Source organism: Sunxiuqinia elliptica (assembly GCF_900113005.1).
Taxonomy (GTDB): Bacteria; Bacteroidota; Bacteroidia; order Bacteroidales; family Prolixibacteraceae; genus Sunxiuqinia; species Sunxiuqinia elliptica.
The window spans coordinates 1-26988 of record NZ_FONW01000011.1; the positions used below are offsets into that span (position 1 = coordinate 1).

Consider the following 26988-nt stretch of genomic DNA (forward strand, 5'->3'; position numbering starts at 1 on the left):
GATACCCTAATACAAAACCAGATAAACATTTAAAAGAAATGTCTAATTTAGAGCTGTCTGAAAAGAGGTAAGGCTACAAAAGAGGTAAGGCTACAAAACGATATCCTAAAATTAGATAATCTGAGCAACGTAAAAATTAGATTCAATATAATGTTTGGCGGAAATTGGAATCCAATTGAAATGTTTAAAAATAACGAAATGGACACTATTCTATGTGGACATTATTGGAATTACGCAAAAAAAAAATCATACAAAGACGGACAAATTACAGTTGGATTTATTCGCATAAGAAGCAATGAAAACCTTTGGTTATTAATTCACATCGGGAAAATCACCAAAGACTTGAACATCCAAGAGGCAGTTGGTTACGAATATGAGACATTAACAGAATACGAAAAATATTTTGGAAGAATAATTGTTAGATTCAAGAACAAATCTCAAAATATGGTACGTAAAGCAGAGTCAGTAATTGATGATTGTGAAATTGCACAAATTCTACCAGATGTTTTTGATAATGACATTTTCCCTGGTTATGACAAAGTGAATATTTCTTGGAGTGAACTTTCAAGAGTTATTACAAAAGACACTTGGAAAACAGCGTTAAGAAATCAAAAAGGGGTTTACTTAATAACAGACACCTCAAATGGAAAAATGTACGTGGGTTCTGCTTATGGAGATGAAATGATATTAAATCGATGGAAATCATATGCAATAACAGGAAATGGAGGTAATAAAGAGCTTAAGAAATTAGAATTTGAGCATATAAAAAACAATTTTAGATATTCCATTTTAGACATATTTAAATCAACGACAGACGACAAAACAATAACTGAAAGAGAAAGTTGGTGGAAAGAAACTTTATTGAGTCGAAAATTTGGATACAATGCAAATTGAATAAAAAAGTACGACAAGCCATCATAAAATAGCCCAATCTTTGCCGAGATTAAGAAATTAAGCTCCCGTGCGAAATGAGGTAAAAACAAGGAGGCGAATATACTACATACAAACCGACACTTCATATAGCAGAACCATTCCCTCCCAAATACCCCCTAAACATGAAAATTATTGATTTATCCAAGCCGATTCAGTACAACGAGTCTGATCCGTGGTTTATGAAAGTAAAAATAAAGCATAAGCCACATCAAAAAGCCAAGTGGTTGCTTCGAATGTTGGGACTTCCTTTGCGACTATTTCCCAAAGGGTTTATCGGTTGGGCTGACGATACCATTCAAAAAATGGGCGTTCATTCGACCACTCATATCGATGCCCCCTGGCATTACTCCCCGACTGTTAAAGGAGAGAAAGCCAAAACCATTGACGAGATTCCTCTGGAATGGTGCTATGGCGATGGCCTTGTGATTGACATGAAGCACAAAGCCGACTTTGATCCAATTACGGTGGAAGACATTCAAGCTTTTCTGGAAACCAATGACCTGCAGTTAAAAGCGGGAATGATTGTTCTTATTAAAACCGGAAGAGACAAGCTGAACGGAACCAAAGATTTCCATAAAACCGGAACAGGCATGAGTGCCCAAGCTACCGAGTGGCTTATCGACCAAGGCATAAAAGTGATGGGCATTGACGCATGGGGCTGGGATTTACCCTTGCCTTACATGATTCAAAAAGCCAAAGAAACCAACGATCCAAACTTTTTTTGGGAAGCTCATTTGGTGGGTGCCAACAAAGAATATTGCCACATGGAGCAACTGGTTAACTTGGATCAACTTCCTTACCAAGGATTTAAACTGGCTGTTTTTCCCTTGAAAATAGTTGGTGCTTCCGCTGCCCCGGCAAGAGTTGTTGCGATGATTGAATAATCCTGCCTGTGGCTTAGCAAGCCTTTAAACCATCAACACAAGGCGTTCTCAAAAAAAGGGAACAATAAAGGCAGCCACTCAACGGGTGCCTGTGAGTCATCCGTTGAGCATGAAACATCACATGTATTGCATTCAATAATATTTTTTAATATCTTTTTTGTTAAAACAAAAAGAGGACTGGCTGCTTTATTTAATCAACCTTCAACCACTGCTTATGAAACGTAAAAAGAAAAAAAAGGGTATTCAGAATAAGCACGAGCTACGCCACCGCCAAAACGAGTTTTTTAAAAAGCTGAAACATACCATGGCTATCTTGGGGGATGATTCAGCCTTTGATTTGCTTGACAAAAAAAGACGTCTGATGATTTATTGCACCCGCATTCGCCCTTTTAAGGTTATTAACCCAGCCGAAGGTAAGCGGGCATCAAAAGCAGCCTTGCAGATGCTGAATGACAACTTAACCCAATTACTACAGCACACTTGGGTCGAGTTAAACAGTCAACAGATACGAATAAACCTATACGATTTTTCGATTTATGCCGAGACCCTGTTTCTTTTTTGGGATAATGTGGTAAACGAAGAACCCGATATTGGAGAGAGGTTTCATGCCTGTTTTCCAATTTTCGAGAAAGACGAATTCAATGAGCAACGTTTAAAAATGCTTTGTATGGTTGAACGCCGCTTAGAGTTACTTAGCTGGCTATTTTCTGACTTCACAAGCAGTACAATTCGTTTTGCTAAGGAAAAGCTAAAAGAGAATCGTCCCCCCTTCGACCTATCTCCTTTCTTCAATAATTATATTGTAGAGCAGAAAAAGACCGAAACAGAATTGCTGGAAATTGACGGGCACCGGCGCACCATTTTCCGGGTATGTCTAAATGCGAAGCAAGCATTTATCCCTTTTACACTCACTCCCGAACAACTGGGGCTGCAAGGAATGATGCAAAAGCTTCCATTAAAAGTGTTTATTCAAAAGCATGTCATCGTGCGTATGGAAGAACGGCTCGGAAAAACTTTCGTTCATTTAAGCTATTTGTATATTATCACGTCTCTTTTACAAGCACCTCTCCCGGCAGGTAAACCCAACAGCTTGCTGTTCCCAATGAATGAGGGCAACATACGCCTGGGATACCTGCAAGCCGATATCATTGGTGATAAACTAGTGGTTCGTACCTTCCTTTTTGTAACCAACAACGGAACACCCGAAGGGAAAAAACTTCAGAAACTAGCTGGTTTAGCCAAACTTGATAAAGCTTATTTGGGGATTGATCGTCTCAACACGTTTATTACATCCGATATTAAAGATCATCAGCAATTAAGAGCTCTTTTTAACCAAGCCGGATGTGGTGGATTGTTCCAACTAAATTATTCGTGGATGATTAAAGCGAATAAAAAACAAGGAGCTTGCGCCGATCGCCTGGCTTGTTACCTGGGCCTGCAGCAAGCTACAGGGAGGCAAACAGCAAACAAGCATGAAGCGGTCTGAAAAGTATCATTCTTCGTCATTGCGAAGGAGGAACGACTGAAGCAATCTTTTGAATAACAGATTGCTTCGTTTCACTCGCAATGACGGTTTTTCGTACTCAAGGGACTTTTTAGACCGCTTCATGGCAAGTATTTAAACACTTACTTCCTCTGAAACCAAACTAAAGGTCAAAGGAGTAATATTGGCGAGGTTATCATTAATTGGACAACGATCTTTGATTCGCTCAATCCATTGGCTTACTTGTTCGGGATCGGCATCCGTAATGGGCGAAAATTTGACATCAATTTGTTTAAATCCTGCCCGCTCGGCATCTGCTTGCCCCAACAAACGTTCCGGATTCAGGTTACCACTTACCTCAATTCCCAATTTCTCAACATGAATTCCCAATTCTTTGGCTGCAAGATGGGCAACAACATTGATACATCCTGCATAGCTGGCCAGGAGGTATTCAACGGGGTTTGCTCCAAGGTCATCTCCTCCAAGCGCCGGGGGTTCATCAATTACAATCGAAAACTGCCGTGCACCGGCAACAAATCTCGCTCCTGTTTGAGCTTCACCTTCAATTTTAAAATTTAAATCTGCCATTATTTTTGAATTTATAGTAAAAAAAAAGCCCTTCACAAAACTGTGAAGGGCTGAAACCTATTCTTATATTTAAGTATTCTAGAATTATAGAAGCACAGCATCACCCTCCACATGTTTGAAAAACATACAGCAACACATCGTTGTCATGTTGATGATGGAAAATGATAAATTCATTATTTCTTTTTGCGCTGTGCGATTAATAGCCTGCAATAATACAACTTAAATAGCAAATTTGAAAATTCGTCCCTGCTCTCGTGCAAGACGTACTTGTCTCCGGATAAATCTGGATCCGCTCGCCTCTTAAAAATGATAATCGCCCAATACAGTTCCGTCGTAACCAATCGCTTTTAGGTGTAAGGATTGATCGACTTTTTCCAGAATCATCACGGTGGCATTGTTGGCACTATAGCCCCCTCCAATCACCACGGGGTAATTATTGCCCAGACTTCCTGCTTCGTGGTAGGCATAGCTGTGGGTGTGCCCGTTAATGGCAACGGCAACCCGGCCTTTGTTTAAGGTTTCGCCCCACAGATCAGCACAGGGAAGGTAATATTTTTCATCCATGCCATACAAGGGAATGTGGTGAATCAACACCCGCTTAGCTGCTTTTTTGAAAGCCTTGCTTTTGGTTTCATCGCGGAGAAAATCCAGCTGGTCGTTTCGCAATTGCTCAAAACTGTTCAAGCCATAATAAACCGGATGCGAATCAGGCTTATCCTCTCCACAATCCAGCAAGACAAAACGGGTATTGCCCCAATTAAAGGCACCATAAGTTTTTCCGCCTACATAATCAAAAAGCTGGTTCAGCTCAACCGAATAGGCTCCTCTTATCTCATGATTTCCGCGGATGTAAAACACCGGCTTCTCTTCGGCTTTCACCTGCTCATTCGAATAGCTCAAAAAGCTAAGCGCCTGGTCTTCGCTGCTTGGGTCGTCAATGCAATCGCCATTGTAGATAACAAAATCATAGTTCACCCCCTCTAGCTGAGTCATTAATTGCTGCAGGGTTTCCCGCTTCTGGTGCAAATCGTTAAAAATGATTGCGGTGAAATCAGCGCTTTTTGTGTCGGGCAGCGTAAACTCATAGACATCGCTGTATGCCACTTCGCCAAACTCCTTTTTATACGCTCCATAAACCAAGACTTCCCTCGAACAAACCCGGTAATAATAAGATTGCCCCGGCTGAAGTCCGTCGAGCCGAACCTGATGCTGTTTTACATTGGCAACCACCTGCCCGGCAATCCGGGTTTCAGCTTTCGTCCCCAAGTTTTCATCCGTTCCAAATTCCACCCAGCCATGCGTTGGCACCTTGGTGAACCACGATATTGTTATTCCTCCGCCAATGGGATTTTGCAAGAAAGGCTTGGTTCGAAAAATGGACTCAGCCTCAAGCTGTGCTGTAGAATTTGCCTGCTCTGTATTAGTGGAACGCTCCAATCCAAAGGATACTTGAGCAACTAACAGCAATAAAAAAAACGGTAGTAAGTAGTGTTTCGATTTAATATTCATCAGTTTTAATTAAGTAGTGATTAATCAACGAATATAAAAAACCATCCGCTGCCCCTAAAATATTTGTTGAAAAAGGCTATCACGATCTTGTTAGCGTAATAGTTAAAACAAAGGATAGTAGTTATCCATTCAAGCAAATCCACCTTCGCGAAACAACAGTCAAACAGAAAAATGCTACTGTTATTTTACTGGCTCCATGATGTTTTGTATATTGAACATCGCTATTAACTCTTTTTACATGTATACCTCAACAAACTACTTACCCCTGTTATTCATTCTGCTACTGGCCTCTTGTCAAGAGGTTCCAACTAGCAAATTTCAGGAATCAACGCCTCAAGAAGCGGGATTTGATGAACAGCATCTATCGCAGATTGACAGCTTGGTTAGCCGTTATATGACTGATCAACGACTTCCGGGAGGCGTATTTTTAGTAGCCCGGCACGGAAAAATAGCCTATCATAAAAGCTTTGGATATCACTCGCTCAACTTTTGGGAAGCCTATCAAAAAGACGACCTGTTTCGCATCGCATCGATGACCAAAGCGGTCACCACCGTGGCTATTATGCAGCTATACGAAAAAGGCTTATTGCGCTTGGATGATCCACTCTCGGATTACCTTCCGGCTTATGCATCAACCGGTGTTTTGGATTCATTCAATCCCCAGGATTCAACGTTTACCACTATTCCTGCTGAGCGTGCCATCACCATTCGGCATCTGCTCACCCACACATCCGGGATTGTTTACGGCGACTTTATGACGGGTCCCATTCGGGCGATCTATGAAAAGTTGGAGCTTCATGCCGTGGGGCTTTCCCATCCCAACTGGACCACCGAACAGTTTATCAATACGCTGGCCAAGGCACCTTTGCTCTTTCAGCCCGGCAGCCGTTATAACTATGGGCTGAATATGGATGTGCTGGGCCGGGTTGTTGAAGTGGCAAGTGGGCAAACGCTGGAAAATTATTTTAACGAGCACATTTTTGCTCCCCTAAACATGAAGGACACCTACTTTTACCTTCCAAAGGAGAAGCAACAACGACTCGTTCCAATTTATTCTCAAACAGACTCGGGCACCGTTATGCTGCAAACCGATCCCGTGGTTTACACCATTGATTACCCCAAGCATCGGAACAACAGGCATTTTGCTGGTGGCGGCGGATTAACGTCGTCGGCTATGGACTATGCCCGGTTTTTGCAAGCGCTGCTGAATGGTGGAAGCCTGAATGGACAGCGAATTTTGGGACGCAAAACCATTGAGCTGATGACCTCTGATCAACTGGCTGGCTTAAATCAGGAGAAAAAAGGCTACAGTACAACACCCGGAAAAACCATGAGCCTCGGTTTTGGCTTATTGACAGAAGAAGCTGCCGGACTGGATGCCCATTCGCCTGGAACCTATTATTGGGGTGGCTACTTTAGCACCCAGTTTTTTATTGATCCAAAGGAAGATTTACTTTTTGTAGGAATGACTCAGGTAAGGCCTTTCCGCCATGGGAATTTCTATGATCGGCTCACCGCAATTATCTATGGAGCAATCGAAGATTAATCAGAATTTAACCGTTTTTCCTGAACCTTAACTGTTAATTTTACGTTAACGGAATGTTAACACAAAAAACACGAATTGCTCTGATGGAATCATTTACCTACATCTCTCCTATCGGCTTGCTTCAGTTCGATTGCTCTGAAGGTTATATCAACCAGATTCACTTTGTTGAACATGAAACGAATACCGAACATTTTGATCCGGTTTTAAAAGAACAAATTGAAGAGCAGTTCGATGATTATTTTGCCGGAAGGTTGCAGCAGTTTCAGCTACCGCTTCGCCCGCATGGCACCGACTTTCAACAAAAGGTTTGGAAGCAGCTCAAACAAATTGATTACGGAACCCAAACAAGCTATTCGGAACTGGCCATTAGCCTGGGCGATAAAAACCTGGTTCGGGCTGTTGGTGGAGCCAATTCCAAAAATCCACTTCCAATTGTTATTCCCTGCCACCGGGTTGTAGGCGCTAACAACAAATTGGTTGGTTATGCCGGAGGATTGTGGCGCAAGAAATGGCTACTCCGCCATGAAATGGAATTCCGTTCCATCCCCGGACGTCTGTTTTAAAACAACGAATAACCAGAGGAACTTCAAGAAACTTACTTTGTGACTTCTTGCCGACGATAGAAATGCTTGGAGTCGCCCCATTCGCCATAGCCAATCTCACTTCCGGCCAGTTCAATACGTGCTTCCAGGCAATTGCGACACAAGGCAGCATCTTCATCCAAACAAGGCTTGTCCTCATACAATTGATACTCTTTCCGGAAATCACAAGGCGTTAAATTCGGCATAATCACGTTGGCACCAATCTTCAGAGCTTTTTCCCGCCCAACAGGATCAATGGCTTGCAAAGCCGTTGCCGCTGCAATATTTATGTCTGGCATGAGCAATCGCAGGCTGGCCACCATCTTCAAGGCCAAATCAAAACGTTCTTGCTTCGTTTTTAGCTGAGACCGATAGGCGTATAAGGGAGTATCTTCGTGCTCAATATAGGGGCCCATCCCCACCATATCCACATCCAGCTTTTTCAAAAACAATAAATCTTCTGCCAAATCTTCATCGGTTTGAAATGGCAGTCCAATCATCACTCCTGTTCCCACTTGGTAGCCACACTCTTTCAATAACTTCAAGCAATCCTGCCGCTTTTCATAGGCATGCAGGTCATTTTGGGGATGAATTTTATGATACAGGTCTGGAGTCGAACTTTCAATGCGCAACAAATAACGATGTGCCCCACTTTCGAACCAACGTTGGTATGTTTCTTTGGTTTGTTCGCCACAGGAAAGCGTAATGCCCAACTCCTTATTCGACATTTTCTTGATGGCTTGCAGCAAGCGGTCAACCCGCTTCACAAAAGCTGGCGACGAGAGCTCTCCCGACTGAAGAACCACTGAGCCAAAACGATTTTCCCAGGCAAAACGGCAAGCTCCCAGAATTTCATCATCGGTAGCTTCATAACGCAGCACCTTCTCATTGCTCTTTCGAATACCGCAATACAGGCAATCCTTCGCACAAATATTGGAGAACTCGACCAAGCCGCGAAAGAAAACCTTTTTCCCAACCGTTGCTACCTTGCGAGCCTGTGCCGCTTCAAAAAGTAACTGACGCTCCTCCCTTTCTGCCTGCAACAGACAAACTAAATCCGCTTTTGAGAATTCCGTTTGAGCCAGTATTTCCTTTATTTTTTTCACCTTACGAAGATAATTATTTTGCACGTTCAAACACTATATGGGAAAAGGCTACAAAGAATAATACAAACGCCTGATATTTCTTCCACACTAAAATTCATACGGCACAAAATCGACTACAGATCAGAACACTAAGATTCACATAAGTCTCAAGACAAACACAATAATCACTACTTTTCCCCTCTCTAAATCGAACAAAACGAATCCATTGAAATAAAGACTTTTTTGTACCTTTCCTGCCTAAAAGCAGCGAACAGCAATCGCTATTTAGATCAAAAATTTATACGATGAAACGATTATTGACCTATTTCATGCAAGGCCTGGTGCTTGTTGCTCCCATTGCCATCACGGCTTACATTGTCTTCTTGATTTTTGACTTTATTGATGGGCTTTTGCGCAATCAGCTCGATGATTGGTTTGGCTACAACATTCCGGGACTAGGCTTGGTCATTATTTTCCTGCTTTTAACTGTTCTGGGGTTTATCGGACAATTTATTGTAGCAAGCCCAATTAAAGCGCTTGGTGAGCGTTTACTGAAAAAAGCCCCGCTGTTAAAAGTGGTATACAGTTCGTTGGTTGATCTCTTCTCCGCTTTTGTCGGGAAAGAGAAAAAATTCAATCAGCCGGTTCTGGTCAAAATCAACAAGGAAAATAACTTGTGGAAGATTGGCTTCATCACGCAAAAAAGCATGACAGAGATTGGAATGGAAGGGCTCGTTGCGGTTTACTTTCCACATTCCTATAACTTCTCGGGCGAACTGTTTATGGTGGACTCCAACGCTGTTCAACCGCTCGATATGCCGCCTTCCGAAGCGATGAAATTTGTTGTTTCGGGCGGCGTCACCAGAGTCAACTAAGTTGTTTGTAGACTGATTCCAAGATCTTCCAAACTCCCACGAATCAGCGACCGAACCGATATCGAATAAATCATGATGTCCTTGGCTATTCAATTGAATCGCTGAGTTTGATTTTTAAATCGTATAACCTTCAACACACTTTGACAGTTAAAAATCGATGGTTCACCGAAAAAATCCCCGATAAACTCTCATTTTTTTTAATTTCGTAGGCGTTATGAATCATAAAAATTGCATTCACCAGTGCAACTCCTAATTTCAAAAATCAAAAACTCAATTCATGGAACTTATCAAAGCGACCAATGTTGTCAAGGATTACGCCGGACATCGGGCCTTGGACGAGGTTAGTCTTGCTGTTAAAGAGCAAAGCATTTTTGGACTACTCGGGCCAAATGGAGCCGGAAAAACAACACTGATCCGAATTATTAACCAAATAACAGCCCCCGACCAAGGCGAGATTCAGTTATTTGGCAGACGCTTGAAACCAGAGGATATTCATCAAATTGGTTACCTCCCCGAAGAACGCGGCCTGTACAAAAAAATGAAGGTTGGCGAGCAGGCTTTATACCTGGCCCAATTAAAAGGAATGAGTCGTCATGATGCGCTAAAAGGGCTAAAGCATTGGTTTGAAAAGTTTGAGATTCAACCTTGGTGGAATAAAAAAATTGAAGAGTTGTCTAAAGGAATGCAGCAAAAGATTCAGTTTGTGACCACCGTTGTTCACCAACCGAAATTGTTGATTTTTGACGAACCCTTCAGTGGCTTTGATCCCATCAACGCCAATCTGTTGAAAAACGAAATTCTTCAGTTGAAAGAAAATGGGGCAACCATCATTTTTTCAACCCACAACATGGCTTCGGTTGAAGAGGTTTGTGACCACATTGCCTTGATTAACCGGTCGAAGAAAATATTGGATGGTCCCATTGACACCATCAAAGAGCAATACAAAAACGATATTTTTGAGGTAGAAACCACGGCTCAGCACGATGTAACCCATCATTTTAGCCGAAATGGATTTAAGCTGATTGAATACGAACTTCAGGGAAGTATTCAACGAGTTAAATTTCAAATGGAACATCAAATGCCTTCCAATGAGCTGATCAAAAACCTGATCGAAAAAATGGAAATCCGTTCATTCCGCGAAGTGATTCCATCCATGAATGAAGTATTTATTCAAGTCGTTGAACAAGCCAACCCTAAAAAATAAGCCCATGAACAAGTCACTGTTAATCTTAAAAAGAGAGTACTTAACCCGGGTACGAAAAAAATCATTCATTATCCTGACCCTTTTGGTTCCGTTTCTGTTTGCCGGCTTTACCGTTTTACCCGCTTGGTTGGCTATGCAAGACGATGAGGAACAGCGAACCATCGGTGTTTACGATGCCTCCGACCTTTTCGAAAGTCGATTAACCGATACGGAATTCACTCATTTCAATTTTATTGACAAAGCTGAGTTTCAAGTGATCGAACAAGATATTAGTACCAGCAGGTTTTATGCTGTTCTGCACGTTCCCGAAGATATTTTAACTTCCAACAAAGCACGCTTGCTTTCCGGCAAGCAAGTCACTTTTGATGTTAAAAATATGATTGGAAACAAGCTGGAAGACATCATCGAAAAAGATAAGAAGGCTGTTGTTATTGAGGAATCCGGGATTCCTGATCTTGAGCAAAAGCTGGCTTCCACACGTACCAACATTCAACTGGAAACCATTAAAATTGGGCAAACAGGAGAAGCCGTAAAGAGTTCAACCGAGCTGGCAATGGGAGTTGGTTATGCTGCTGGCTTTATCATCTACATGTTTGTCTTTATCTATGGTGCGATGGTTATGCGCGGCGTGATGGAAGAAAAGTCAAGCCGAATTGTGGAAGTGATCATCTCATCAGTAAAACCAACCCAACTGATGTTTGGGAAAATTGTAGGGATTGGCTTGGTTGGCCTGACCCAACTGGTCTTCTGGGTTGTTCTGATTTTCCTCATTGCAACAGGGCTCCAGTTTTTTCTGACGCCCGATCAGGCCGAAATGATTCAACAGTCGCAGGGCATGATGGGACAAGCACCTCAAATTGAACAGAATGCTGTTTTGAATGCCATTGAACTCGTTGGCAACCTTAACATCCCATTAATACTAGGCTCCTTCTTGTTTTATTTCCTCGGTGGATTCCTGATGTACTCCTCGTTGATGGGTGCCGTTGGTGCCGCCGTTGACCACGAAGAAGAAGCCCAACAACTGATGCTTCCGGTTACCATTCCACTGATCTTCTCAATCATCATTTTATTTCCAGTTGTAAAAAACCCCGAAGGTTCGCTGGCATTTTGGGCTTCCATGTTCCCATTTACCTCTCCGGTAATCATGATGGTTCGTGTTCCTTACGGGCTTCCGATGTGGGAATTGCTCTTATCCATGGGAATTTTAGTCGCTTCGATTTATGGGACTATTTGGGTTGCCGGTAAAATCTACCGAACTGGTATTCTGATGTATGGAAAGAAAGTTAATTTTAAAGAAATCGTTAAATGGCTTTTTTATCGCAATTAAAATCAGATAAAGTTGTATGATTTTAGATTTTTTTATTTATAATTGTTTCAGATAACGCGAAAGCAATCTAACAAAAATGAAAAATACCTTCTTAAATATGTGTTACTGCTGTTGTATGATTACAACACGGGGAAGGTATGTCGAGTAGATAAGTAAATATATTACAAGAATATGTGCAGGCCTTCCAATCATTTGGGAGGCCTTTTTTTGTATAACCCTTTAAAAACAATTGATATGAAATTTAACAACATCCTGGAAACCATCGGGAATTCCCCACTGGTTCGAATCAACAACCTGTATCCTAAAGGATACGAAGTGTACGTAAAACTGGAAAAAACCAACCCAGGTGGTAGCATCAAAGACCGTATTGCCTTGAAAATGGTTGAAAAAGCCGAAGCCGATGGGGTTTTAAAACCAGACAGCCTGATTGTGGAGCCAACATCAGGAAACACCGGAATTGGCTTGGCTTTGGTAGCCGCTGTAAAAAAATACAAACTGATCTTGGTGATGCCAGAATCCATGTCATTGGAGCGCCGTCGTATTTTGACTGCTCATGGAGCCAAGTTGGTGCTTACCCCAAAAGAAAAGGGCATGAAAGGAGCCATCGAAAAAGCTCAGGAGATTGCTGCTGAGAACCCAAATTCTTGGATTCCATCGCAGTTTGATAATGAAGCCAACATCACTGCTCACCGCGAACATACCGCTCAAGAAATCCTGACTGATTTTCCTGAAGGCTTTGACTACCTGATTACCGGCGTTGGAACAGGAGGACATATTTCGGGGGTTAGCGAAGTATTGAAAAAAAGCTTTCCAAACTTGCAAACCCTAGCTGTTGAGCCAGAAGCTTCTCCGGTGATTAGCGGCGGAAATCCAGGGCCTCATCCAATTCAAGGGATTGGCGCAGGTTTCATCCCTGAAAACCTAAAAACCAACCTTCTTGATGGCACCGTTCAGGTTAGTAAAGATGAAGCCTTTGAATATGCGCAAAGAGCTGCCCGCGAAGAAGGTTTGTTTGTTGGAATTTCGTCTGGAGCATCGTTAGCTGCCGTTGCCAAAAAAATAAAAGAGCTGCCTAAAGGCTCGAAAATTTTGACTTTCTCCTACGATACCGGAGAACGCTACCTCTCTGTTGAAGGTTTGTTTTAACAAACAGTCAAAGAAAAACCACAACAAGTAGTCAGTGTCCTGATTACGGTTGTGGTTTTCTTTATTTAAAAGGATTCAACTAATCTTTCATTTCCGGAATAAAAATTAAGAAAACCTGCTAAGAAATTTGCTAAAAGATCATTAGCTTTACCCAAACGATAAACCAATCCTAATAAAACCTTATGAAAAAGATATCTGTCCTTTTCCTTACTCTTCTTGCGTTTGTTTTAACAACTTATTCTCAAGAAAAAATTAATGTTGTTGTTATTGGTGCTCATCCCGACGATTGCGATATTGACGCGGGAGGAACTGCGTTGAAATATGCCCAACTAGGGCATCGGGTGCTTTTTGTTTCCTTAACCAATGGTGATGCCGGACATCATGAAAAAGGTGGAGGTGCCCTTGCCCGCATTAGACGAGCCGAATCCCAGGAGGCTGGCAAGCGTTTTGGCGTAAGCTATAAGGTACTTGACAACCACGATGCCGAATTGATGCCTACCTTGGAAAACCGCCACGAAATTATCCGCATCATTCGCGAATGGGAAGCAGATATCGTAATCAGTCACCGCCCTTACGATTATCACCCTGATCATCGTAATGCTGCACTTCTGGTCCAGGATGCCGCTTTTTTGGTTGTTGTTCCCAACGTGGTTTCTGACGTTCCAGCTCTAAAGAAAAACCCGATTTTTTTATACTCGCACGATGGCTTTCAAAAGCCCTCGCCTTTCAAACCGGATATTGCGGTGGATATTACTGACGTTTTCGACCAAAAGATTTATGCGATGGCCGCCCACGAATCTCAATTTTTCGAATGGCTTCCCTGGCTTTATGGCACACTGGATCAAGTTCCTGACACTGACGAGCAACGTGTAAAATGGTTGGCTGGTTTTCGACGCGCCCCCATTGGTGATGAACTTCGTCAATCACTGGTAAAATGGTATGGTTCAGAAAAAGGAAAACAAGTGAAGATTGCCGAATCTTTCGAAATTTGCGAATATGGACGTCGCCCTTCCGAAGATGAAATCAGGCGGCTATTCCCAATGATTGGTAACTAATGCATTACAGATGAATTGTACGAATCAAGGGCCTTTACAGCAGCAATGTTCCCCTTGGTTCGTATAATTTATTTAGCGCATCAAAAACAACTTCCCTGCTTAAACTTTCTCGACATAATACACGAACGTTCAATAAAGATCACTCCAATCCCTATTCACTCCAAATCACGATTGGATAAATTCCCCCTTGACGATCTAAAATCCTGATTTAATTATTTTTCGAGGAAAGTCGTTTTTCGTATACAATACATCAGAATATTTTTATTTTTGCCTGAAACATGTATTGATATATGGAAACTTACAGACTGCAAATTGTTGAGACCATCGTTGTTTTGATCCTGATTATTGCCATTCGGTTTCTAATCAGGCATTCCATTAACAAGACGCTCAAGAAGTTTCATTTTTCGCTACAACGACGTCGGTTGACCACCAAAATAATGAACCTGTTTATTATCATCATGGGAATCGTTGCTCTAACAGCTATTTGGAGCATCGAAAAACAAAAGCTCATGATCTTTATTTCGTCTGTACTCACCATACTGGGGATCGCTTTTGTGGCGCAATGGTCAATCCTGGCAAACATTACTTCTGGACTTATCCTGTTTTTTAATCACCCTATGAAAATTGGGGATCACATTAAAGTACTTGAAAAAGATTTTATAATTGAAGGAAAAATCAATGATATCACCTTCTTTTTTGTCCACCTGCTTACTTCGGAAGGGGAACAAATTACCATTCCAAATTCCATTGTGCTACAAAAGAACATTGCAGTGAGTCATCCTGAAAAAATACCGGACAAAAAAACAAAGCCCGGGACTTCAAAAACTAAAAAGCCCTCAGAAGTCCAATAGGAGCATTCCTTTTCAGTTTCGTTTTCTAAATGGGCCCATGACGATTCCGGCATGTACCCCGAAACACAAAACCTGAAAAAACAGATTACACATTAACGACAAGGTTTTGGGTCGCAATTTTACAGTAACAACTGATTTTTACAACCCAAAGCCTTCTAAATAACAACAGAATAAAGACAAACACTATGCTGCAAAAATTACGACGTTTTAGTTTTTTAGGATGGGTTGAAAAAGCCGGAAATAAACTCCCTCATCCTGCAACCTTGTTTGCCTTGATGGCCCTGCTAGCCATCCTTTTTTCATGGGTTGCTGCTTTGCTCGACTGGAAGGCTATACACCCCGCAACCAACGAAGTAATCCATCCTTTCAACTTACTTTCAAAAGATGGTATTCACCGTATTTTGGAAGATATGGTTACCAACTTCACAAGCTTTGCCCCGCTGGGAATTGTTTTGGTTGCCATGCTTGGAATTGGAATAGCCGAAAGTTCAGGTTTAATTGGTGCTTTAATTCGTTTACTGGTCATGAAATCGCCCAAACGCATCATCACCTTTGTGCTGGTGTTGGCCGGCGTGCTTAGTAACACCGCCAGCGATATTGGTTATGTGTTGCTTATTCCTTTGGCCGGTGCCATTTTTCATTCCTTTGGTCGCCACCCAATTGCCGGGATGGCCGCTGCTTTTGCCGGAGTTTCCGGTGGATTCAGCGCGAACCTATTGTTAGGAACCATTGATCCGCTATTGGCTGGCCTTTCAACAGAGGCAGCCCACATCATAGATGCCGACTACCAGGTACTTCCAACGGCAAACTATTATTTCATGGTTATTTCAACCATTATGATTGCAGGGATCGGCACATGGGTTACCGAGCGAATGGTGGTTCCAAGGCTTGGGGCTTATAAAGGTGAAGTTGAAGCAGAAGCCATTCAGCGTTTAGCTCCCAACGAACGGCGGGGCCTAAAGTTTGCCTTATTGTTTATGGCTGTTTTTACCGGATTAATCCTCATTGGAATTATTCCTGAGAATGGACTACTCCGCCCAGAAGACGGCAATCTTCTTCACTCTCCGGTTTTACACGCCATCATCGCCTTCCTGTTTCTTGGCGCAGGCGGCATGGGCGTTGCTTACGGCTTTGGCTGTGGTGCCTATAAAAACGATGCCGATGTGATGAATGGAATGGGAGACTCATTGAAAGGACTTGCCGGCTACATGGTGCTGGTGTTTTTTGCAGCGCAATTTGTTGCCTATTTCAAGTGGTCTAACTTAGGGGTTATTCTGGCTGTTCAGGGTGCCGATGTGTTGGCTACCTCTCAAATTGGCCCAATCCCACTAATGATTCTGTTTATTCTCTTGGCAGCTTCCATCAATATGCTTATGGGAAGTGCTTCAGCCAAGTGGGCTATTCTGGCTCCAGTGTTTATTCCCATGTTTATGTTGTTGGGATACAGTCCCGAACTTTCACAAGCAATCTACCGGATTGGCGATTCTGTCACCAACATTGTTTCGCCGATGATGAGCTTTTTTGCCCTTATCATCGCTTATTTCCAAAAGTATGATCGAGGAGCCGGAATTGGGACAATCATCGCGACGATGCTCCCTTATTCCATTGCCTTCTTTATTGGCTGGACTATCCTGCTAATCATCTGGTTTAGCTTAGGAATTCCTTTGGGACCAGGAGCAGGCTTGTTCTACGAAATGGGCAACTAGGGCATTAATGATATAAAAACGACATCAGGGGAACGGATTTTCAAATCAGCAAAATCCCAGACACTCTTATTAAAAAGCAAAAGCCAGCTATTGAAATAGCTGGCTTTTGCTTTTTAAATCCCTTAATATTAATGAGTACTTTTTTGCTTCGATTTCACTCCTTTGAAATACCTTTTCAAAACATATTCCGGTTGATGCACATCCGGAACCTGTACAAATGATTCTGGATCATATTCCATTGGTAAAACAACTGGCGTAGTCCACGAAGCAGTATCATCTGTTTCAACCTGCCAATCGAGGATCATCTGTTTCAATTCTTCTTGTTTTGATTGATAGGCAGGATCACCAGCCAAGTTATTCAACTCCAATGGATCGTCCTTCAAATTAAATAACTGGGTATAATCCCGTTCCGGATAGCGGATCAACTTCCATTCATCCGTACGCACAGCTCTCACGGTATGGCGATAAGCCGTAAACAACGAAGTACGAACATGATCAGTTTCTCCCTGAATGACCGGTACTAAACTTTTGCCATCGACGCCTTCCGGTGCAGGCAGATTACACAAACCAGCCAAGGTGGGGAAAACATCATACAGGTAAACCAATGCCTCGCTTACTTTATCCGATGGCACCCCCGGCCCACTGATAATTAATGGCACCTTCATGCTGTGCTCATACAAACTTTGCTTTCCAAGAAGTCCGTGACTTCCAACGGCCAAACCATTGTCGGCAGCATAAACGATGATGGTATTATCGTATAAACCTTGTTCTTTCAATGTTTCAATAAGATCACCCACGCGCTCGTCAACATGACTGATTAAAGCATAATAATCAGCAAGCGAGGCTTGAATAATCTCAGGAGTTCTTGGCCACGGAGCCAAATTCTCATCCCGAATTGTCATGTGGTCAAACTCAAAAGGATGGTATTTCTTAAAGTTTCCGGGCAAAGGCATTGTTTCATCCGGATACATTCCAATGTAGTCAGGACGCGGCGAACGAGGGTCGTGTGGTGCTGTAAAAGCCACATAACAGAAGAATGGATTTGCGCGATCTCCCTGAGCATAATCTTCCAGAAACTCATTCGCAACATCGGCAAATAAATCTGTAGAGAAACCTTTCCGAACAGGTTCCGTCAACTTGCCATCAACCAACTCCCGGCATGGAACATTAAAATGGTCACTCATTCCCCCGATAAATACGTTTCTCCCTTGCTGGAAAGATGCTTCAAAGCTAGCCTTGCTGTTGTGCCACTTTCCTGTGCCAAACGTCTGATAGCCTTGTTTCGCGAAATGCATAGGCATGGTACTTACGCCGTCCAGCACATCATACACATGAAACAAGCTTTTCCCGCTCATCAGCATAGCCCGGCTTGGAGCACAAATAGCCCCATGGTGACCGCCCATAACATAGTTATTACTGAAACGGACTCCTTGATTAGCCAACTCATCAATATTCGGCGTTTTAATGTAAGGATTCCCAGAGCATCCAAGTGCATCGGCTCGCTGATCATCAGCAAACAAAAATAACACATTGGGCTTTTCTGAATTGGTTGATTGGTCTTTCGCCGTTTGTTCCCCGGGGACACAGCTTCCCAACAGCAGGATGGATAGTAACGAGGTAGTAGTTCTTTGCATATCTCTATTCTAAAAAGTTAGTAGTCTTCTAGTTTTTTAAGGCAGCTTAATCCCTTCAAGCAAATTTGTTAAAATTATGTGACGAGCTTTAAATTCAACTTAATTAACACGCCTTACTTCCTTTTATCTCCCTTTCTCGCCTCTTCTTTTTGTTTTTTCAAAGCCCTAATCTTTCTTCCGTGTTTTAAACGGTTATCGTAAATGGCGTTAACAAATCCCAAGATAATTCCAATTCCGGTAAGGATGTAAAGTGTGGTAAATAGTTTTCCAAAGTCAGTTTGAGGACTAAAATCTCCATACCCCACTGTGGTTAGCGTTATCACCGAAAAATAGAAGGAATCAAGCCATCGCCACCCTTCTACAAAATGATAAACCAAGGTTCCATTCAGCAAGGTAACTAAGGTAGAAATTACCAAATTCCGATATGATTTTTCTTTGAGAAAGAGTATGATCGCTCTAAACATCCCCATGCTTATCCAAAAATTTCAGGATTTTAAACTGCTTGAACAAAAGTACGACATATTTCAAAACGACAAGATATCTGTCTCTGAATAAATCAGGTGAACAGAAATAAGATGAAAGAGCTTAACCATTCTGCTCTCCATCAGAAAACTTCGAGCCATAATAATTTATCATTATGAATACCGTTATTCCTCTACAACAAAGCTTACAATTTTTTTAGTTCCCCTTTCAAACTTAATTTTGCGCCCTTTGTTAAGCAAACAATGATGAAACAGATTACCCTCTTCCTGATTGCCTTTTTAATAGGAAACCAGCTATTGGCACAACGTCCTTCTACCAATGATTTTATCCATTATTACGAAGGAAATAAAAACTACAGTACCCTACTTATTGCACCCGGAACACTGGGACCAAACGCTCTGCCTGTACCAGCCACACTGAATGGGCGTGTTGGCACCGACTCCCAATTTAAAGTGTCGATAGACAATTATTTCAGAGATGGAGGAGGTGACAATGGGCACACCCTTCGTTTTGATTTTCGTTTTCCGGTCGTTCAAAATTTTATGGCTTTTGGTTTGGAATGGAATGTGGTTGATTATTTCCGAACGACCAATGCTGTTCGCGACTATATTCAGTTGTATGAAGATGACCAAGGATGGACCAATGATTTAGGAGATATTATTTTGAATACCTACATCCAAGTGTTGTATGATCGGGAATACTGGCCCGATATCATGCTGGTATCTTCATTGAAAACCACTAGCGGAAGTATTCACGATGGTCGATATACCGACCTGCCAGCTCATTGGCATTACTTTAGCATGGGTAAAAACCTTATTTCGTCGAGAAAAGTGAACTGGCGACTAAATGGAATGGCCGGCTACTATTTTTGGCAAACCAACCAAACCGATTTAGAGCAAAACGAAGGCCCACTTTGGGGACTGGAAGCCGAGTTGGATCATCAAAACTTCAGCTTTTCTGTAGGAACCAGAGGCTACAACGGATGGAAATATTATGGGAAAGACCGCCCAGCATTGCTCGACAGCCGATTGGTTATCAAATCAAAAAAGTGGAACTATTTTGCTGAATTTAAAACCGGACTTCGCGATTACCTCTACAGCTCTTTTAATATCGGTGTTAATTGGCACCCCGAATCACCGTTCAAATTGAAAAAGTAGGCGACCTTCAACAGTTCCCTTCCGGCTTTTACAAATGGTTATCTTTGCTTTCATTAAAACTGAAATACAATTTGAATGAAACTGGCTGTAATTGATTTGGGAACCAACACCTGCAACTTACTCATTGCACAAATACAGGAAAGAGACTTTCAGGTTTTACAACAAAGTAAATTAGGCGTAAAGCTTGGGAAGGGAGGAATAAACAAGCGACATCTGACTCCGGAAGCTTTTAACCGGGCCAAAGAAGCATTGCTCAGCCATCAACAGACCATAAAGCCTTTTCAGGTTGATCAGGTTATTGCAATTGCCACCTCTGCTGTTCGAGATGCCGCTAATCAACTTGAATTTGAAACCTTTCTACTTCAGGAAACCGGAATTCAGCTTCAAACAATAAGTGGCGAAAAAGAAGCACAATTGATTTTTAAAGGAGTCCAGCTCGCCATGCAAGCAATTCCTGACGAAGCACTTATTCTGGATATTGGAGGGGGAAGCAATGAATTTATTGAAATCAGAAATGGCCAAATGAACTGGAAGTCCAGCTTTCCACTGGGAATGGCACGGATTATTGACCAGTTCTCACTTTCCGACCCCATTACAAAGGAAGAATTAGCCATTATTGAAAAGCATTTTGAAGAAGGGCTTGCCCCTTTGTGGAGTCAATTACAAAACCTTCCGGTACCTGTTCTAGTTGGGTGCTCCGGAGCTTTCGACACGCTAGCTGATCTACTTGACGGAACAGCTCCAGGAAGCAAAGCTCGCCAATTGCAGGATATTCCCTTGGCTGATTTTGATCGTATTTCAGCGCAAATTATCCACTCAACGAAACAAGAACGAGAAGGAATGACCGGCATGGAACCACTTCGAGTAGAAATGATTGTTCCGGCTTTTATTCTGATGCGCTTAGTCGTAAGCCGGTTGAAAATTCAGCAACTTAAGCAAACTGACTTTGCCTTACGCGAAGGAGTTTTGTTCCAAGCGATTTATGACTAATTTTGATTTCAATTTAGATTATTAAGGCAAACACCTCAAACAAAATAGCCATGTCAAAAATATTAGTAATTGATGATGAACGCAGCATACGTAACACGCTGAAAGATATTTTAGAGTACGAAAAATACCAGGTTGATCTGGCTGAAGATGGGCAGCAAGGCATCGAGTTGATTCGGAAAAATGAATACGACACGGTGCTGTGCGATATTAAAATGCCTGGGATGGATGGTATTGAAGTCTTGCAAAAGATACAGATCCTGGTTCCTGATGTCCCTGTAATTATGATTTCAGGACACGGCAATATCGATACTGCCGTTGAATCAATAAAGAAAGGAGCTTTCGACTACATTGAGAAACCATTGGACTTGAACCGCCTTTTGATTACCATTCGCAATGCGATGGACAAATCAAACCTGATTACCGAAACCAAAGTTCTAAAGAAAAAGGTCAACAAGAAGTACGAAATTGTTGGTAGCTCCGAAGCCATGCAAAAGATCATTGAAATGGCGGACAAGGTTGCTCCAACTGATGCACGAGTATTAATTACCGGAGCAAACGGAACCGGGAAAGAGCTGGTAGCACGTCGTCTGCACGATCAAAGTAACCGGGCTTCCGGTCCATTCATCGAAGTTAACTGTGCCGCCATTCCTGCTGACCTGATCGAAAGTGAGTTGTTCGGCCACGAGAAGGGAGCATTTACCTCGGCGGTAAAACAACGGAAAGGAAAATTTGAGCAAGCCAACGGAGGTACCCTTTTTCTCGATGAAATTGGCGACATGAGTTTGTCAGCGCAAGCTAAAGTTTTGCGAGCCCTGCAAGAAAATATCATCACCCGGGTTGGAGGAGACAAGCCCATCAAAGTGGATGTGCGCGTTGTGGCTGCAACCAACAAAAATCTGAGCGAAGAAATTGAGCAGAACAATTTTCGGGAAGACCTTTACCACCGCTTAAGCGTGATTCTTATCAAAGTTCCAACCTTAAACGAACGCACCGAAGATATTCCAGAACTGGCCAATCACTTTATTCGACAAATATGTAACGAGTATGGAATGCCAGAGAAGACCATCACCAACGAAGCCATCCAGAAACTTCAACAATTGAGCTGGACCGGCAATATCCGCGAATTCCGAAATGTTATTGAACGTTTAATCATCCTCGGAAACAAAACCATATCGGACACTGATGTAGAGACATTTGCAGCGCCGATAAAATAAACAACATGAACTTTAAATATGTTTTTCAAGCATTTTCAAACAACTTTTAACATTTGTTGTTATAACAAGACGAAAGATTGACCGAGAAGGTTAAAAGACATAGTAAAGAAATTGGAACTCCCCCTGAAGCCGGAAAGTTTTTGTTGTTGTCATGGCGTATTTAAACACTTCACCCCGGGGTTTATTGTTACCCGGGGAACGGACCGCATTTCAGGGGGTTCCTTTTTTAAAAATTTCGGAATCCCCACCTCAAATCTAGAATCGCCCTCGCTTTTTGCATTAGCCTATCCGTTGTAACCCTCCGTCTCAACTGAAGCTTTCTTCATTCATATTATCATTAATTTAGTTATTTTTGAAATTCACAGAAACAGCGCGTAACCATACGACTGATTGCGCCAAGTTCCAATAAAACCTAAACGATGATCGTAAATCAAAAAGTCATTGTAGTTCTTCCTGCTTACAATGCATCAAAGACACTAAAAGTCACCTATGACGAAATCGACTTTTCAATTGTCGATGATGTCATCCTTGTTGATGACCACAGCAATGACGACACCATTGAGGTTGGCCGCCAACTCGGGATCAAACACATTGTCCGTCATGATCAGAACAAAGGTTATGGAGGAAATCAGAAAAGTTGTTACAACAAAGCACTCGAATTAGGGGCTGATATTGTCATTATGCTTCATCCCGATTACCAATATACTCCGATGTTGATTCCGGCAATGAGCCATCTCATTGGCAGTGGACTGTATCATGCCGTGCTTGGATCAAGAATACTGGGACGCGGGGCATTAAAAGGCGGTATGCCACTAATAAAATATTTGGCTAACCGCGGATTAACTACATTCCAGAATTTATTTATGCATGCTCATTTATCGGAATACCATACCGGCTATCGTGCTTTTTCGCGTGAGGTTTTAGAAAAAGTCAACTTCAATGCAAACTCGGATAATTTTGTTTTCGACAACCAAATGCTGGCACAGATTTGGTATGCCGGTTACGAAATTGCTGAAATCACCTGCCCCACCAAGTATTTTGACGATGCCTCAAGCATCAACCTAAAAAACAGTACAATTTATGCCTTTGGAGTTCTTAGAACTTCGATTCAGTACCGGCTCCATAAGTGGGGAATCGTGAAGAATGAGCTGTTTCGCAAAATTTAATTGACACATGGTAAAAAGCAGAAAAAAATATACTCCTTTACTAATTCTAGGATTTTTTGGTTTGCTCATGTTTTATATGGGGATAATTAACCATTATTACTTTCGCACTTTTGTTTTTGATTACGGTAATTATAATTTTGCGTTCTGGGATTATTCTCACCTAAGAATAAGTTCTATCCCCACTTATCCCGGCAACTTTCTTCAAGACCATTATTCTTATACCCTTTTCTATTTTGTGCCAATATACTGGCTGTTTAACTGGCTTACCGGAACCTACACGTTAATATTGATACAAAATACATTAATCATACTAGCAGGATGGTATTCTTATAAAATCATACAATCAAAAACAGATAATTATTATTTATCAATTGGAGCTCTATTATACTATTTCCTACTTCTTGGACGATACACAACTTTTGCTTGCGATGTTAATCTAGCTGTTATTTCAGCTTGCTTTATTCCAATATTTCTTTATTATTTTCAACAAAAACAATATTTACTATCATTCATAATCCTAATCTTATCCCTATTCTCTAGAGAGAATATTCCAATCTGGTTTATCTTTATTTTTATTGTCCTTATTCTTCAGCACCGCAAGGACAAGAAAGCAGTTCTATTGAGTGTAGGAGGGATTGCAATCTCACTTTTGTATTTTATTATATTATTCAAGGTGCTAATTCCATCGGTTGAAACTGAAGAGAAACAATTCACTCTTTTTAACTATTCTGCTTTGGGGGCAGATCCTGCGGAAGCATTAAAATATGTCATAAAAAATCCTATAGAAACTATCAAGTTGTTTTTCATCAACCACCTCCATAATCCTCAGTTTGATGGAATAAAAACTGAATTTTATTGGGTTTACCTGACTTCAGGAGGCATTTTACTCCTCTTTCGCCCACAATTTTTAATTTGGTTTATCCCAATTGTTGCACAGAAAGTACTTAATGATGCTCCTATTCGTTGGGGAATTTTAACTTACTATTCAATAGAAGTTGTAACACTCCTCCCCATTTCTGTTTTCTTGACGATCTCATCTTTTAAATCAGATAAACTACAAAAAATTTTGACCTGGGTTGTTTGCCTCACGGCATTCTCTATGACAATTCATAAAATGGACCGAAGTAACCGCGTTGTTCCTGGATCTTTTGTCCCTCAAAAGGAAAAATTTTTTTATAAAGGATTTTATCAATCACCCTATCGCCTGAGAGCAACACACAAGCTTCTAGAACAAATTCCACCCGATGCGAAAGTGAGTGCCTCTGAAGATTTTTTTACTCATCTTTCCCAGCGTTTCCATATCTACTTCTTTCCTGAAGTTAGAGATGCAGAGTATATTGTATTTTCAGTTTATGACAATTATTTTTTGAAATCACACACGGAAAATGAGGCAGCAAGAAACGATTATCTTCTAAACCCCGATTGGGAACTAATCGATAGCGAGTTTCCTGTATTCCTAATGCGAAAGCGTAAAGACTCTGGTCAAAATCAACAAAAAGCAACTACACCTTTAACAGCAGCTCCTCCTGAAAGCTCATTCTGCAATTTTGAGCATATCGATTTATTGACAAACTCCGTACGTTTTAACAATGGGCTCATTATTTCAACAAAGGAAGCACTTACAAAAGACATCCAAAGAAGTGGGAATAATAGTCTAAAGTTAACCCAAAATAACCGCTTTAGTAAAGCAATCACTCCTAAAAACCTGGCAAGGTTCAACTACCTTGAAGCGATGGTTTGGGTTTATGGAGAAAACATCAAAGATGCTCACATTGTTACAAAATCAAAAGGCTATTTCTATTTCCAAAGTAACACAGTTCAACAAAAGGATAATCTTGGCTGGAAACAAATTAGGATAAGCTGTTGGATTCCTGAAAACACAGCAAAACAGAATTTTCAACTTTACCTATGGAATGCCGGGAACAGTCCACTTTATTTTGACGATTTTGAGCTATCGATAAAAAAAATCAATCTAAAAAAACATTAACTCATTTCAAGTCAACATCCCATTCCTTATATGCTTCTTCGGATAATCCAAAGTATCGTTGATTAAACTGAGTGTAGTTAAAAGAAGTATGAAAATGGGTTACCAGAAAGTTCTCCGGGTCATCTTGCTTTCCCTCAAGTTTTTCATGGCCTTGAATACAATACACTGTTAAAGGATCCATCGTCTTATCTATGGTAGAAAGCATAAGGGTTTCCATCCCCATCCCCCAAGTGAATACCATTTTTCGGTCAACTTGCTCTGACTTTATTAAAAGTTTTTTGCCAGACTCCTGATTTGCTTGATGAACAATCTCTTTTAAATAATCAATTCGTCCGTGGTAAAGCCCCCTGACATCCCCTATTCTCTCCAAGCCCACAAGCATAACAATCAGGGTTGTACCTGCCAGTAAAACGCCCTTTATACGATTACGCTTCAAAGCTGAAACTCCCTCAGCAAAAGCAATCCCTGAAAAAAATACCATTGGTAGAAATATTTTTTCCATCTGCATGTTGGCATCTCCCTTTTTAAAAGAGGTGCAAGCCACAATAAAATAAACCACCACAGAAACAACTATAAGTAGACTACTCATCCAGCCTCGCTTTCGAAGAGCAAGAAGAATTACTGCGGCAATAAAGAGCAAGCTCGCTATCAGGTATAATCGCTCAAAATGATTTGAAAAGAATTTGTATGGATAATAATCACTTAACTCCTGCAGTATCAAAAATGGAGAGCTCAAAAGATTGCCATATAAACTACTATGGTGCGTACTGTTTTCGCCCAATAGAACTTTCTGGCCAAAAGTTACAAGAACAATTACTAGCGCAAAAACCGGATACCAAGAAAACTTTGATTGATGAAAAACTGAAAAGAAAAGTACCACAAACACAAGCGAAAAAAGAGCAATGGGATGCGTGTAATACCCAAAAGCAACAAGTAAGAGTGTCACTAAGAGTTGCAGAACAAGCTTCTTTTTACCCGCCATTTTCATCTCAAAAAATACCAAAGATGCGTACAATAAGCTACTGTTTAAAAGCGCAATTGTACTTTCTGACGTTGGCCTAAAATAACTTTCGGCAACACCAAGTAGCGTAAAGGCAATAATCGCAAATCCGGCAGGGATGTTTTTCAACAACTTAACAACAATAAGGAAATAGCTATATCGTATTAATACAAATGAAACCGAATACAACGAAATCAAAAGCTTTAATGATACTCCGAGCTTAACACCCAAGACAACCAGCACTTGATTAATCACAGTCGTATATCTTGGCCCCGCAATAAAAAAATTTTCTTTATTTATAATATTGAAAAGATAATAAGCCGGATCTGTTATTAAAACCCGACTACTTGCATCAATTAGACTCCATATAGCAAAGACCAAAAAAAACAAATGCCCTACATTTTCAAAGCTAAAATAGGGAATGATATCTTTCCAAACTTTTCTATTAGAGTTCTCCTCAGATTCTTTTGTGTTCATTTTCTTTTGTGTTTATCCTAATGTAGCATCTCAGCCAACACAAAGATGTTTGATTATTTACTAAAAACAATATTTTCATTTATGATGACTTCCCGAAAATTCGTTTC

General features: G+C 41.3%; 23 protein-coding genes. 17 read left to right on the plus strand and 6 right to left on the minus strand.

The annotated features are described in order from the left end of the window. Positions 1 to 150 precede the first annotated feature (150 nt). From BM156_RS16530 to BM156_RS16540, 3 genes are all read left to right on the plus strand, one after another. Positions 151 to 894 carry a GIY-YIG nuclease family protein gene (locus BM156_RS16530; protein ID WP_093921014.1) on the plus strand — a complete coding sequence of 248 codons (744 nt, stop codon included), beginning with the start codon at positions 151 to 153 and terminating at the stop codon, positions 892 to 894. Positions 895 to 1055: 161 nt separating this feature from the next. Beyond that, positions 1056 to 1817, plus strand: a complete 762-nt coding sequence (locus BM156_RS16535; RefSeq protein WP_093921015.1) for a cyclase family protein — start codon at positions 1056 to 1058, stop codon at positions 1815 to 1817. 214 nt (positions 1818 to 2031) lie between these two features. Then, positions 2032 to 3303, plus strand: coding sequence for a hypothetical protein (locus BM156_RS16540; RefSeq protein ID WP_139218317.1), 1272 nt, complete (start codon positions 2032 to 2034; stop codon positions 3301 to 3303). A 132-nt stretch (positions 3304 to 3435) separates the two neighbouring features. On the opposite strand, the gene BM156_RS16545 is transcribed toward BM156_RS16540, so the two are convergent. Together BM156_RS16545 and BM156_RS16550 are read right to left on the minus strand one after the other, a co-directional pair. Then, a complete protein-coding gene (locus BM156_RS16545) occupies positions 3436 to 3888 on the minus strand; it encodes an OsmC family protein (RefSeq protein ID WP_093921017.1) in 453 nt (150 codons plus the stop codon). Between the two features lie 300 nt (positions 3889 to 4188). Continuing rightward, positions 4189 to 5397, minus strand: coding sequence for a purple acid phosphatase family protein (locus BM156_RS16550; RefSeq protein WP_093921018.1), 1209 nt, complete (start codon positions 5395 to 5397; stop codon positions 4189 to 4191). A gap of 238 nt (positions 5398 to 5635) precedes the next feature. On the opposite strand from BM156_RS16550, the gene BM156_RS16555 reads away from it, so the two are divergent. Beyond that, positions 5636 to 6943, plus strand: coding sequence for a serine hydrolase domain-containing protein (locus BM156_RS16555; RefSeq protein ID WP_170846991.1), 1308 nt, complete (start codon positions 5636 to 5638; stop codon positions 6941 to 6943). 53 nt (positions 6944 to 6996) lie between these two features. Further along, positions 6997 to 7506 carry a methylated-DNA--[protein]-cysteine S-methyltransferase gene (locus BM156_RS16560; RefSeq protein ID WP_212733542.1) on the plus strand — a complete coding sequence of 170 codons (510 nt, stop codon included), beginning with the start codon at positions 6997 to 6999 and terminating at the stop codon, positions 7504 to 7506. Positions 7507 to 7538: 32 nt separating this feature from the next. Here BM156_RS16560 and hydE read toward each other — a convergent pair whose 3' ends face one another. Beyond that, entirely contained in the window at positions 7539 to 8630 is a 1092-nt protein-coding gene (gene hydE / locus BM156_RS16565) for a [FeFe] hydrogenase H-cluster radical SAM maturase HydE (protein WP_093921021.1), read from the minus strand. Positions 8631 to 8914: 284 nt separating this feature from the next. Between hydE and BM156_RS16570 the strand changes: the two genes are divergently transcribed. From BM156_RS16570 to BM156_RS16600, 7 genes are all read left to right on the plus strand, one after another. After that, positions 8915 to 9484, plus strand: a complete 570-nt coding sequence (locus BM156_RS16570; RefSeq protein ID WP_093921022.1) for a DUF502 domain-containing protein — start codon at positions 8915 to 8917, stop codon at positions 9482 to 9484. Between the two features lie 277 nt (positions 9485 to 9761). Beyond that, the gene (locus BM156_RS16575; RefSeq protein ID WP_093921023.1) at positions 9762 to 10688 is read left to right on the plus strand and encodes an ABC transporter ATP-binding protein; all 927 of its coding nucleotides are present in this window, start codon (positions 9762 to 9764) and stop codon (positions 10686 to 10688) included. A gap of 4 nt (positions 10689 to 10692) precedes the next feature. Beyond that, positions 10693 to 12015: an ABC transporter permease gene (locus BM156_RS16580; RefSeq protein ID WP_093921024.1), complete on the plus strand. Its 1323-nt coding sequence runs from the start codon at positions 10693 to 10695 to the stop codon at positions 12013 to 12015. 234 nt (positions 12016 to 12249) lie between these two features. Next, on the plus strand, positions 12250 to 13161 hold the full coding sequence (cysK, locus tag BM156_RS16585; RefSeq protein WP_093921025.1) for a cysteine synthase A: 912 nt from the start codon (positions 12250 to 12252) through the stop codon (positions 13159 to 13161). A gap of 182 nt (positions 13162 to 13343) precedes the next feature. Continuing rightward, complete coding sequence (locus BM156_RS16590) at positions 13344 to 14216, plus strand: PIG-L deacetylase family protein (RefSeq protein ID WP_093921026.1); 873 nt, start codon at positions 13344 to 13346, stop codon at positions 14214 to 14216. 290 nt (positions 14217 to 14506) lie between these two features. Then, entirely contained in the window at positions 14507 to 15067 is a 561-nt protein-coding gene (locus BM156_RS16595; RefSeq protein ID WP_093921027.1) for a mechanosensitive ion channel domain-containing protein, read from the plus strand. 185 nt (positions 15068 to 15252) lie between these two features. After that, positions 15253 to 16773 (plus strand): AbgT family transporter, encoded by a 1521-nt coding sequence (locus tag BM156_RS16600; RefSeq protein ID WP_093921028.1) that lies wholly within the window; start codon positions 15253 to 15255, stop codon positions 16771 to 16773. A gap of 128 nt (positions 16774 to 16901) precedes the next feature. Here BM156_RS16600 and BM156_RS16605 read toward each other — a convergent pair whose 3' ends face one another. Together BM156_RS16605 and BM156_RS16610 are read right to left on the minus strand one after the other, a co-directional pair. After that, a complete protein-coding gene (locus tag BM156_RS16605) occupies positions 16902 to 18407 on the minus strand; it encodes a sulfatase family protein (RefSeq protein ID WP_093921029.1) in 1506 nt (501 codons plus the stop codon). A gap of 113 nt (positions 18408 to 18520) precedes the next feature. Then, positions 18521 to 18877: a potassium channel family protein gene (locus tag BM156_RS16610; RefSeq protein ID WP_212733543.1), complete on the minus strand. Its 357-nt coding sequence runs from the start codon at positions 18875 to 18877 to the stop codon at positions 18521 to 18523. Positions 18878 to 19132: 255 nt separating this feature from the next. Between BM156_RS16610 and BM156_RS16615 the strand changes: the two genes are divergently transcribed. From BM156_RS16615 to BM156_RS16635, 5 genes are all read left to right on the plus strand, one after another. Then, positions 19133 to 20047, plus strand: a complete 915-nt coding sequence (locus BM156_RS16615; RefSeq protein ID WP_093921030.1) for a hypothetical protein — start codon at positions 19133 to 19135, stop codon at positions 20045 to 20047. A 75-nt stretch (positions 20048 to 20122) separates the two neighbouring features. Beyond that, the gene (locus BM156_RS16620; RefSeq protein WP_093921031.1) at positions 20123 to 21037 is read left to right on the plus strand and encodes a Ppx/GppA phosphatase family protein; all 915 of its coding nucleotides are present in this window, start codon (positions 20123 to 20125) and stop codon (positions 21035 to 21037) included. 50 nt (positions 21038 to 21087) lie between these two features. Next, on the plus strand, positions 21088 to 22251 hold the full coding sequence (locus BM156_RS16625) for a sigma-54-dependent transcriptional regulator (protein ID WP_093921032.1): 1164 nt from the start codon (positions 21088 to 21090) through the stop codon (positions 22249 to 22251). Positions 22252 to 22670: 419 nt separating this feature from the next. Next, positions 22671 to 23417, plus strand: coding sequence for a glycosyltransferase family 2 protein (locus tag BM156_RS16630; protein WP_093921033.1), 747 nt, complete (start codon positions 22671 to 22673; stop codon positions 23415 to 23417). 7 nt (positions 23418 to 23424) lie between these two features. Beyond that, positions 23425 to 25404 carry a DUF2079 domain-containing protein gene (locus BM156_RS16635; RefSeq protein WP_093921034.1) on the plus strand — a complete coding sequence of 660 codons (1980 nt, stop codon included), beginning with the start codon at positions 23425 to 23427 and terminating at the stop codon, positions 25402 to 25404. 1 nt (position 25405) lies between these two features. On the opposite strand, the gene BM156_RS16640 is transcribed toward BM156_RS16635, so the two are convergent. Further along, positions 25406 to 26881: a hypothetical protein gene (locus BM156_RS16640; protein ID WP_093921035.1), complete on the minus strand. Its 1476-nt coding sequence runs from the start codon at positions 26879 to 26881 to the stop codon at positions 25406 to 25408. Positions 26882 to 26988 lie beyond the last annotated feature (107 nt).

Coding starts and splice junctions, on each gene's coding strand:
- BM156_RS16555 (WP_170846991.1), top strand. CDS start 5,636: ATGTATACCTCAACAAACTACTTACCCCTGTTATTCATTCTGCTACTG.
- BM156_RS16615 (WP_093921030.1), top strand. CDS start 19,133: ATGATGAAACAGATTACCCTCTTCCTGATTGCCTTTTTAATAGGAAAC.
- BM156_RS16545 (WP_093921017.1), bottom strand. CDS start 3,888: ATGGCAGATTTAAATTTTAAAATTGAAGGTGAAGCTCAAACAGGAGCG.
- BM156_RS16630 (WP_093921033.1), top strand. CDS start 22,671: ATGATCGTAAATCAAAAAGTCATTGTAGTTCTTCCTGCTTACAATGCA.
- BM156_RS16530 (WP_093921014.1), top strand. CDS start 151: ATGTTTGGCGGAAATTGGAATCCAATTGAAATGTTTAAAAATAACGAA.
- BM156_RS16570 (WP_093921022.1), top strand. CDS start 8,915: ATGAAACGATTATTGACCTATTTCATGCAAGGCCTGGTGCTTGTTGCT.
- BM156_RS16635 (WP_093921034.1), top strand. CDS start 23,425: ATGGTAAAAAGCAGAAAAAAATATACTCCTTTACTAATTCTAGGATTT.
- BM156_RS16575 (WP_093921023.1), top strand. CDS start 9,762: ATGGAACTTATCAAAGCGACCAATGTTGTCAAGGATTACGCCGGACAT.
- BM156_RS16535 (WP_093921015.1), top strand. CDS start 1,056: ATGAAAATTATTGATTTATCCAAGCCGATTCAGTACAACGAGTCTGAT.
- BM156_RS16590 (WP_093921026.1), top strand. CDS start 13,344: ATGAAAAAGATATCTGTCCTTTTCCTTACTCTTCTTGCGTTTGTTTTA.
- BM156_RS16595 (WP_093921027.1), top strand. CDS start 14,507: ATGGAAACTTACAGACTGCAAATTGTTGAGACCATCGTTGTTTTGATC.
- BM156_RS16560 (WP_212733542.1), top strand. CDS start 6,997: ATGTTAACACAAAAAACACGAATTGCTCTGATGGAATCATTTACCTAC.
- BM156_RS16605 (WP_093921029.1), bottom strand. CDS start 18,407: ATGCAAAGAACTACTACCTCGTTACTATCCATCCTGCTGTTGGGAAGC.
- BM156_RS16625 (WP_093921032.1), top strand. CDS start 21,088: ATGTCAAAAATATTAGTAATTGATGATGAACGCAGCATACGTAACACG.
- BM156_RS16550 (WP_093921018.1), bottom strand. CDS start 5,397: ATGAATATTAAATCGAAACACTACTTACTACCGTTTTTTTTATTGCTG.
- cysK (WP_093921025.1), top strand. CDS start 12,250: ATGAAATTTAACAACATCCTGGAAACCATCGGGAATTCCCCACTGGTT.
- BM156_RS16640 (WP_093921035.1), bottom strand. CDS start 26,881: ATGAACACAAAAGAATCTGAGGAGAACTCTAATAGAAAAGTTTGGAAA.
- BM156_RS16600 (WP_093921028.1), top strand. CDS start 15,253: ATGCTGCAAAAATTACGACGTTTTAGTTTTTTAGGATGGGTTGAAAAA.
- BM156_RS16610 (WP_212733543.1), bottom strand. CDS start 18,877: ATGGGGATGTTTAGAGCGATCATACTCTTTCTCAAAGAAAAATCATAT.
- BM156_RS16620 (WP_093921031.1), top strand. CDS start 20,123: ATGAAACTGGCTGTAATTGATTTGGGAACCAACACCTGCAACTTACTC.
- BM156_RS16580 (WP_093921024.1), top strand. CDS start 10,693: ATGAACAAGTCACTGTTAATCTTAAAAAGAGAGTACTTAACCCGGGTA.
- BM156_RS16540 (WP_139218317.1), top strand. CDS start 2,032: ATGAAACGTAAAAAGAAAAAAAAGGGTATTCAGAATAAGCACGAGCTA.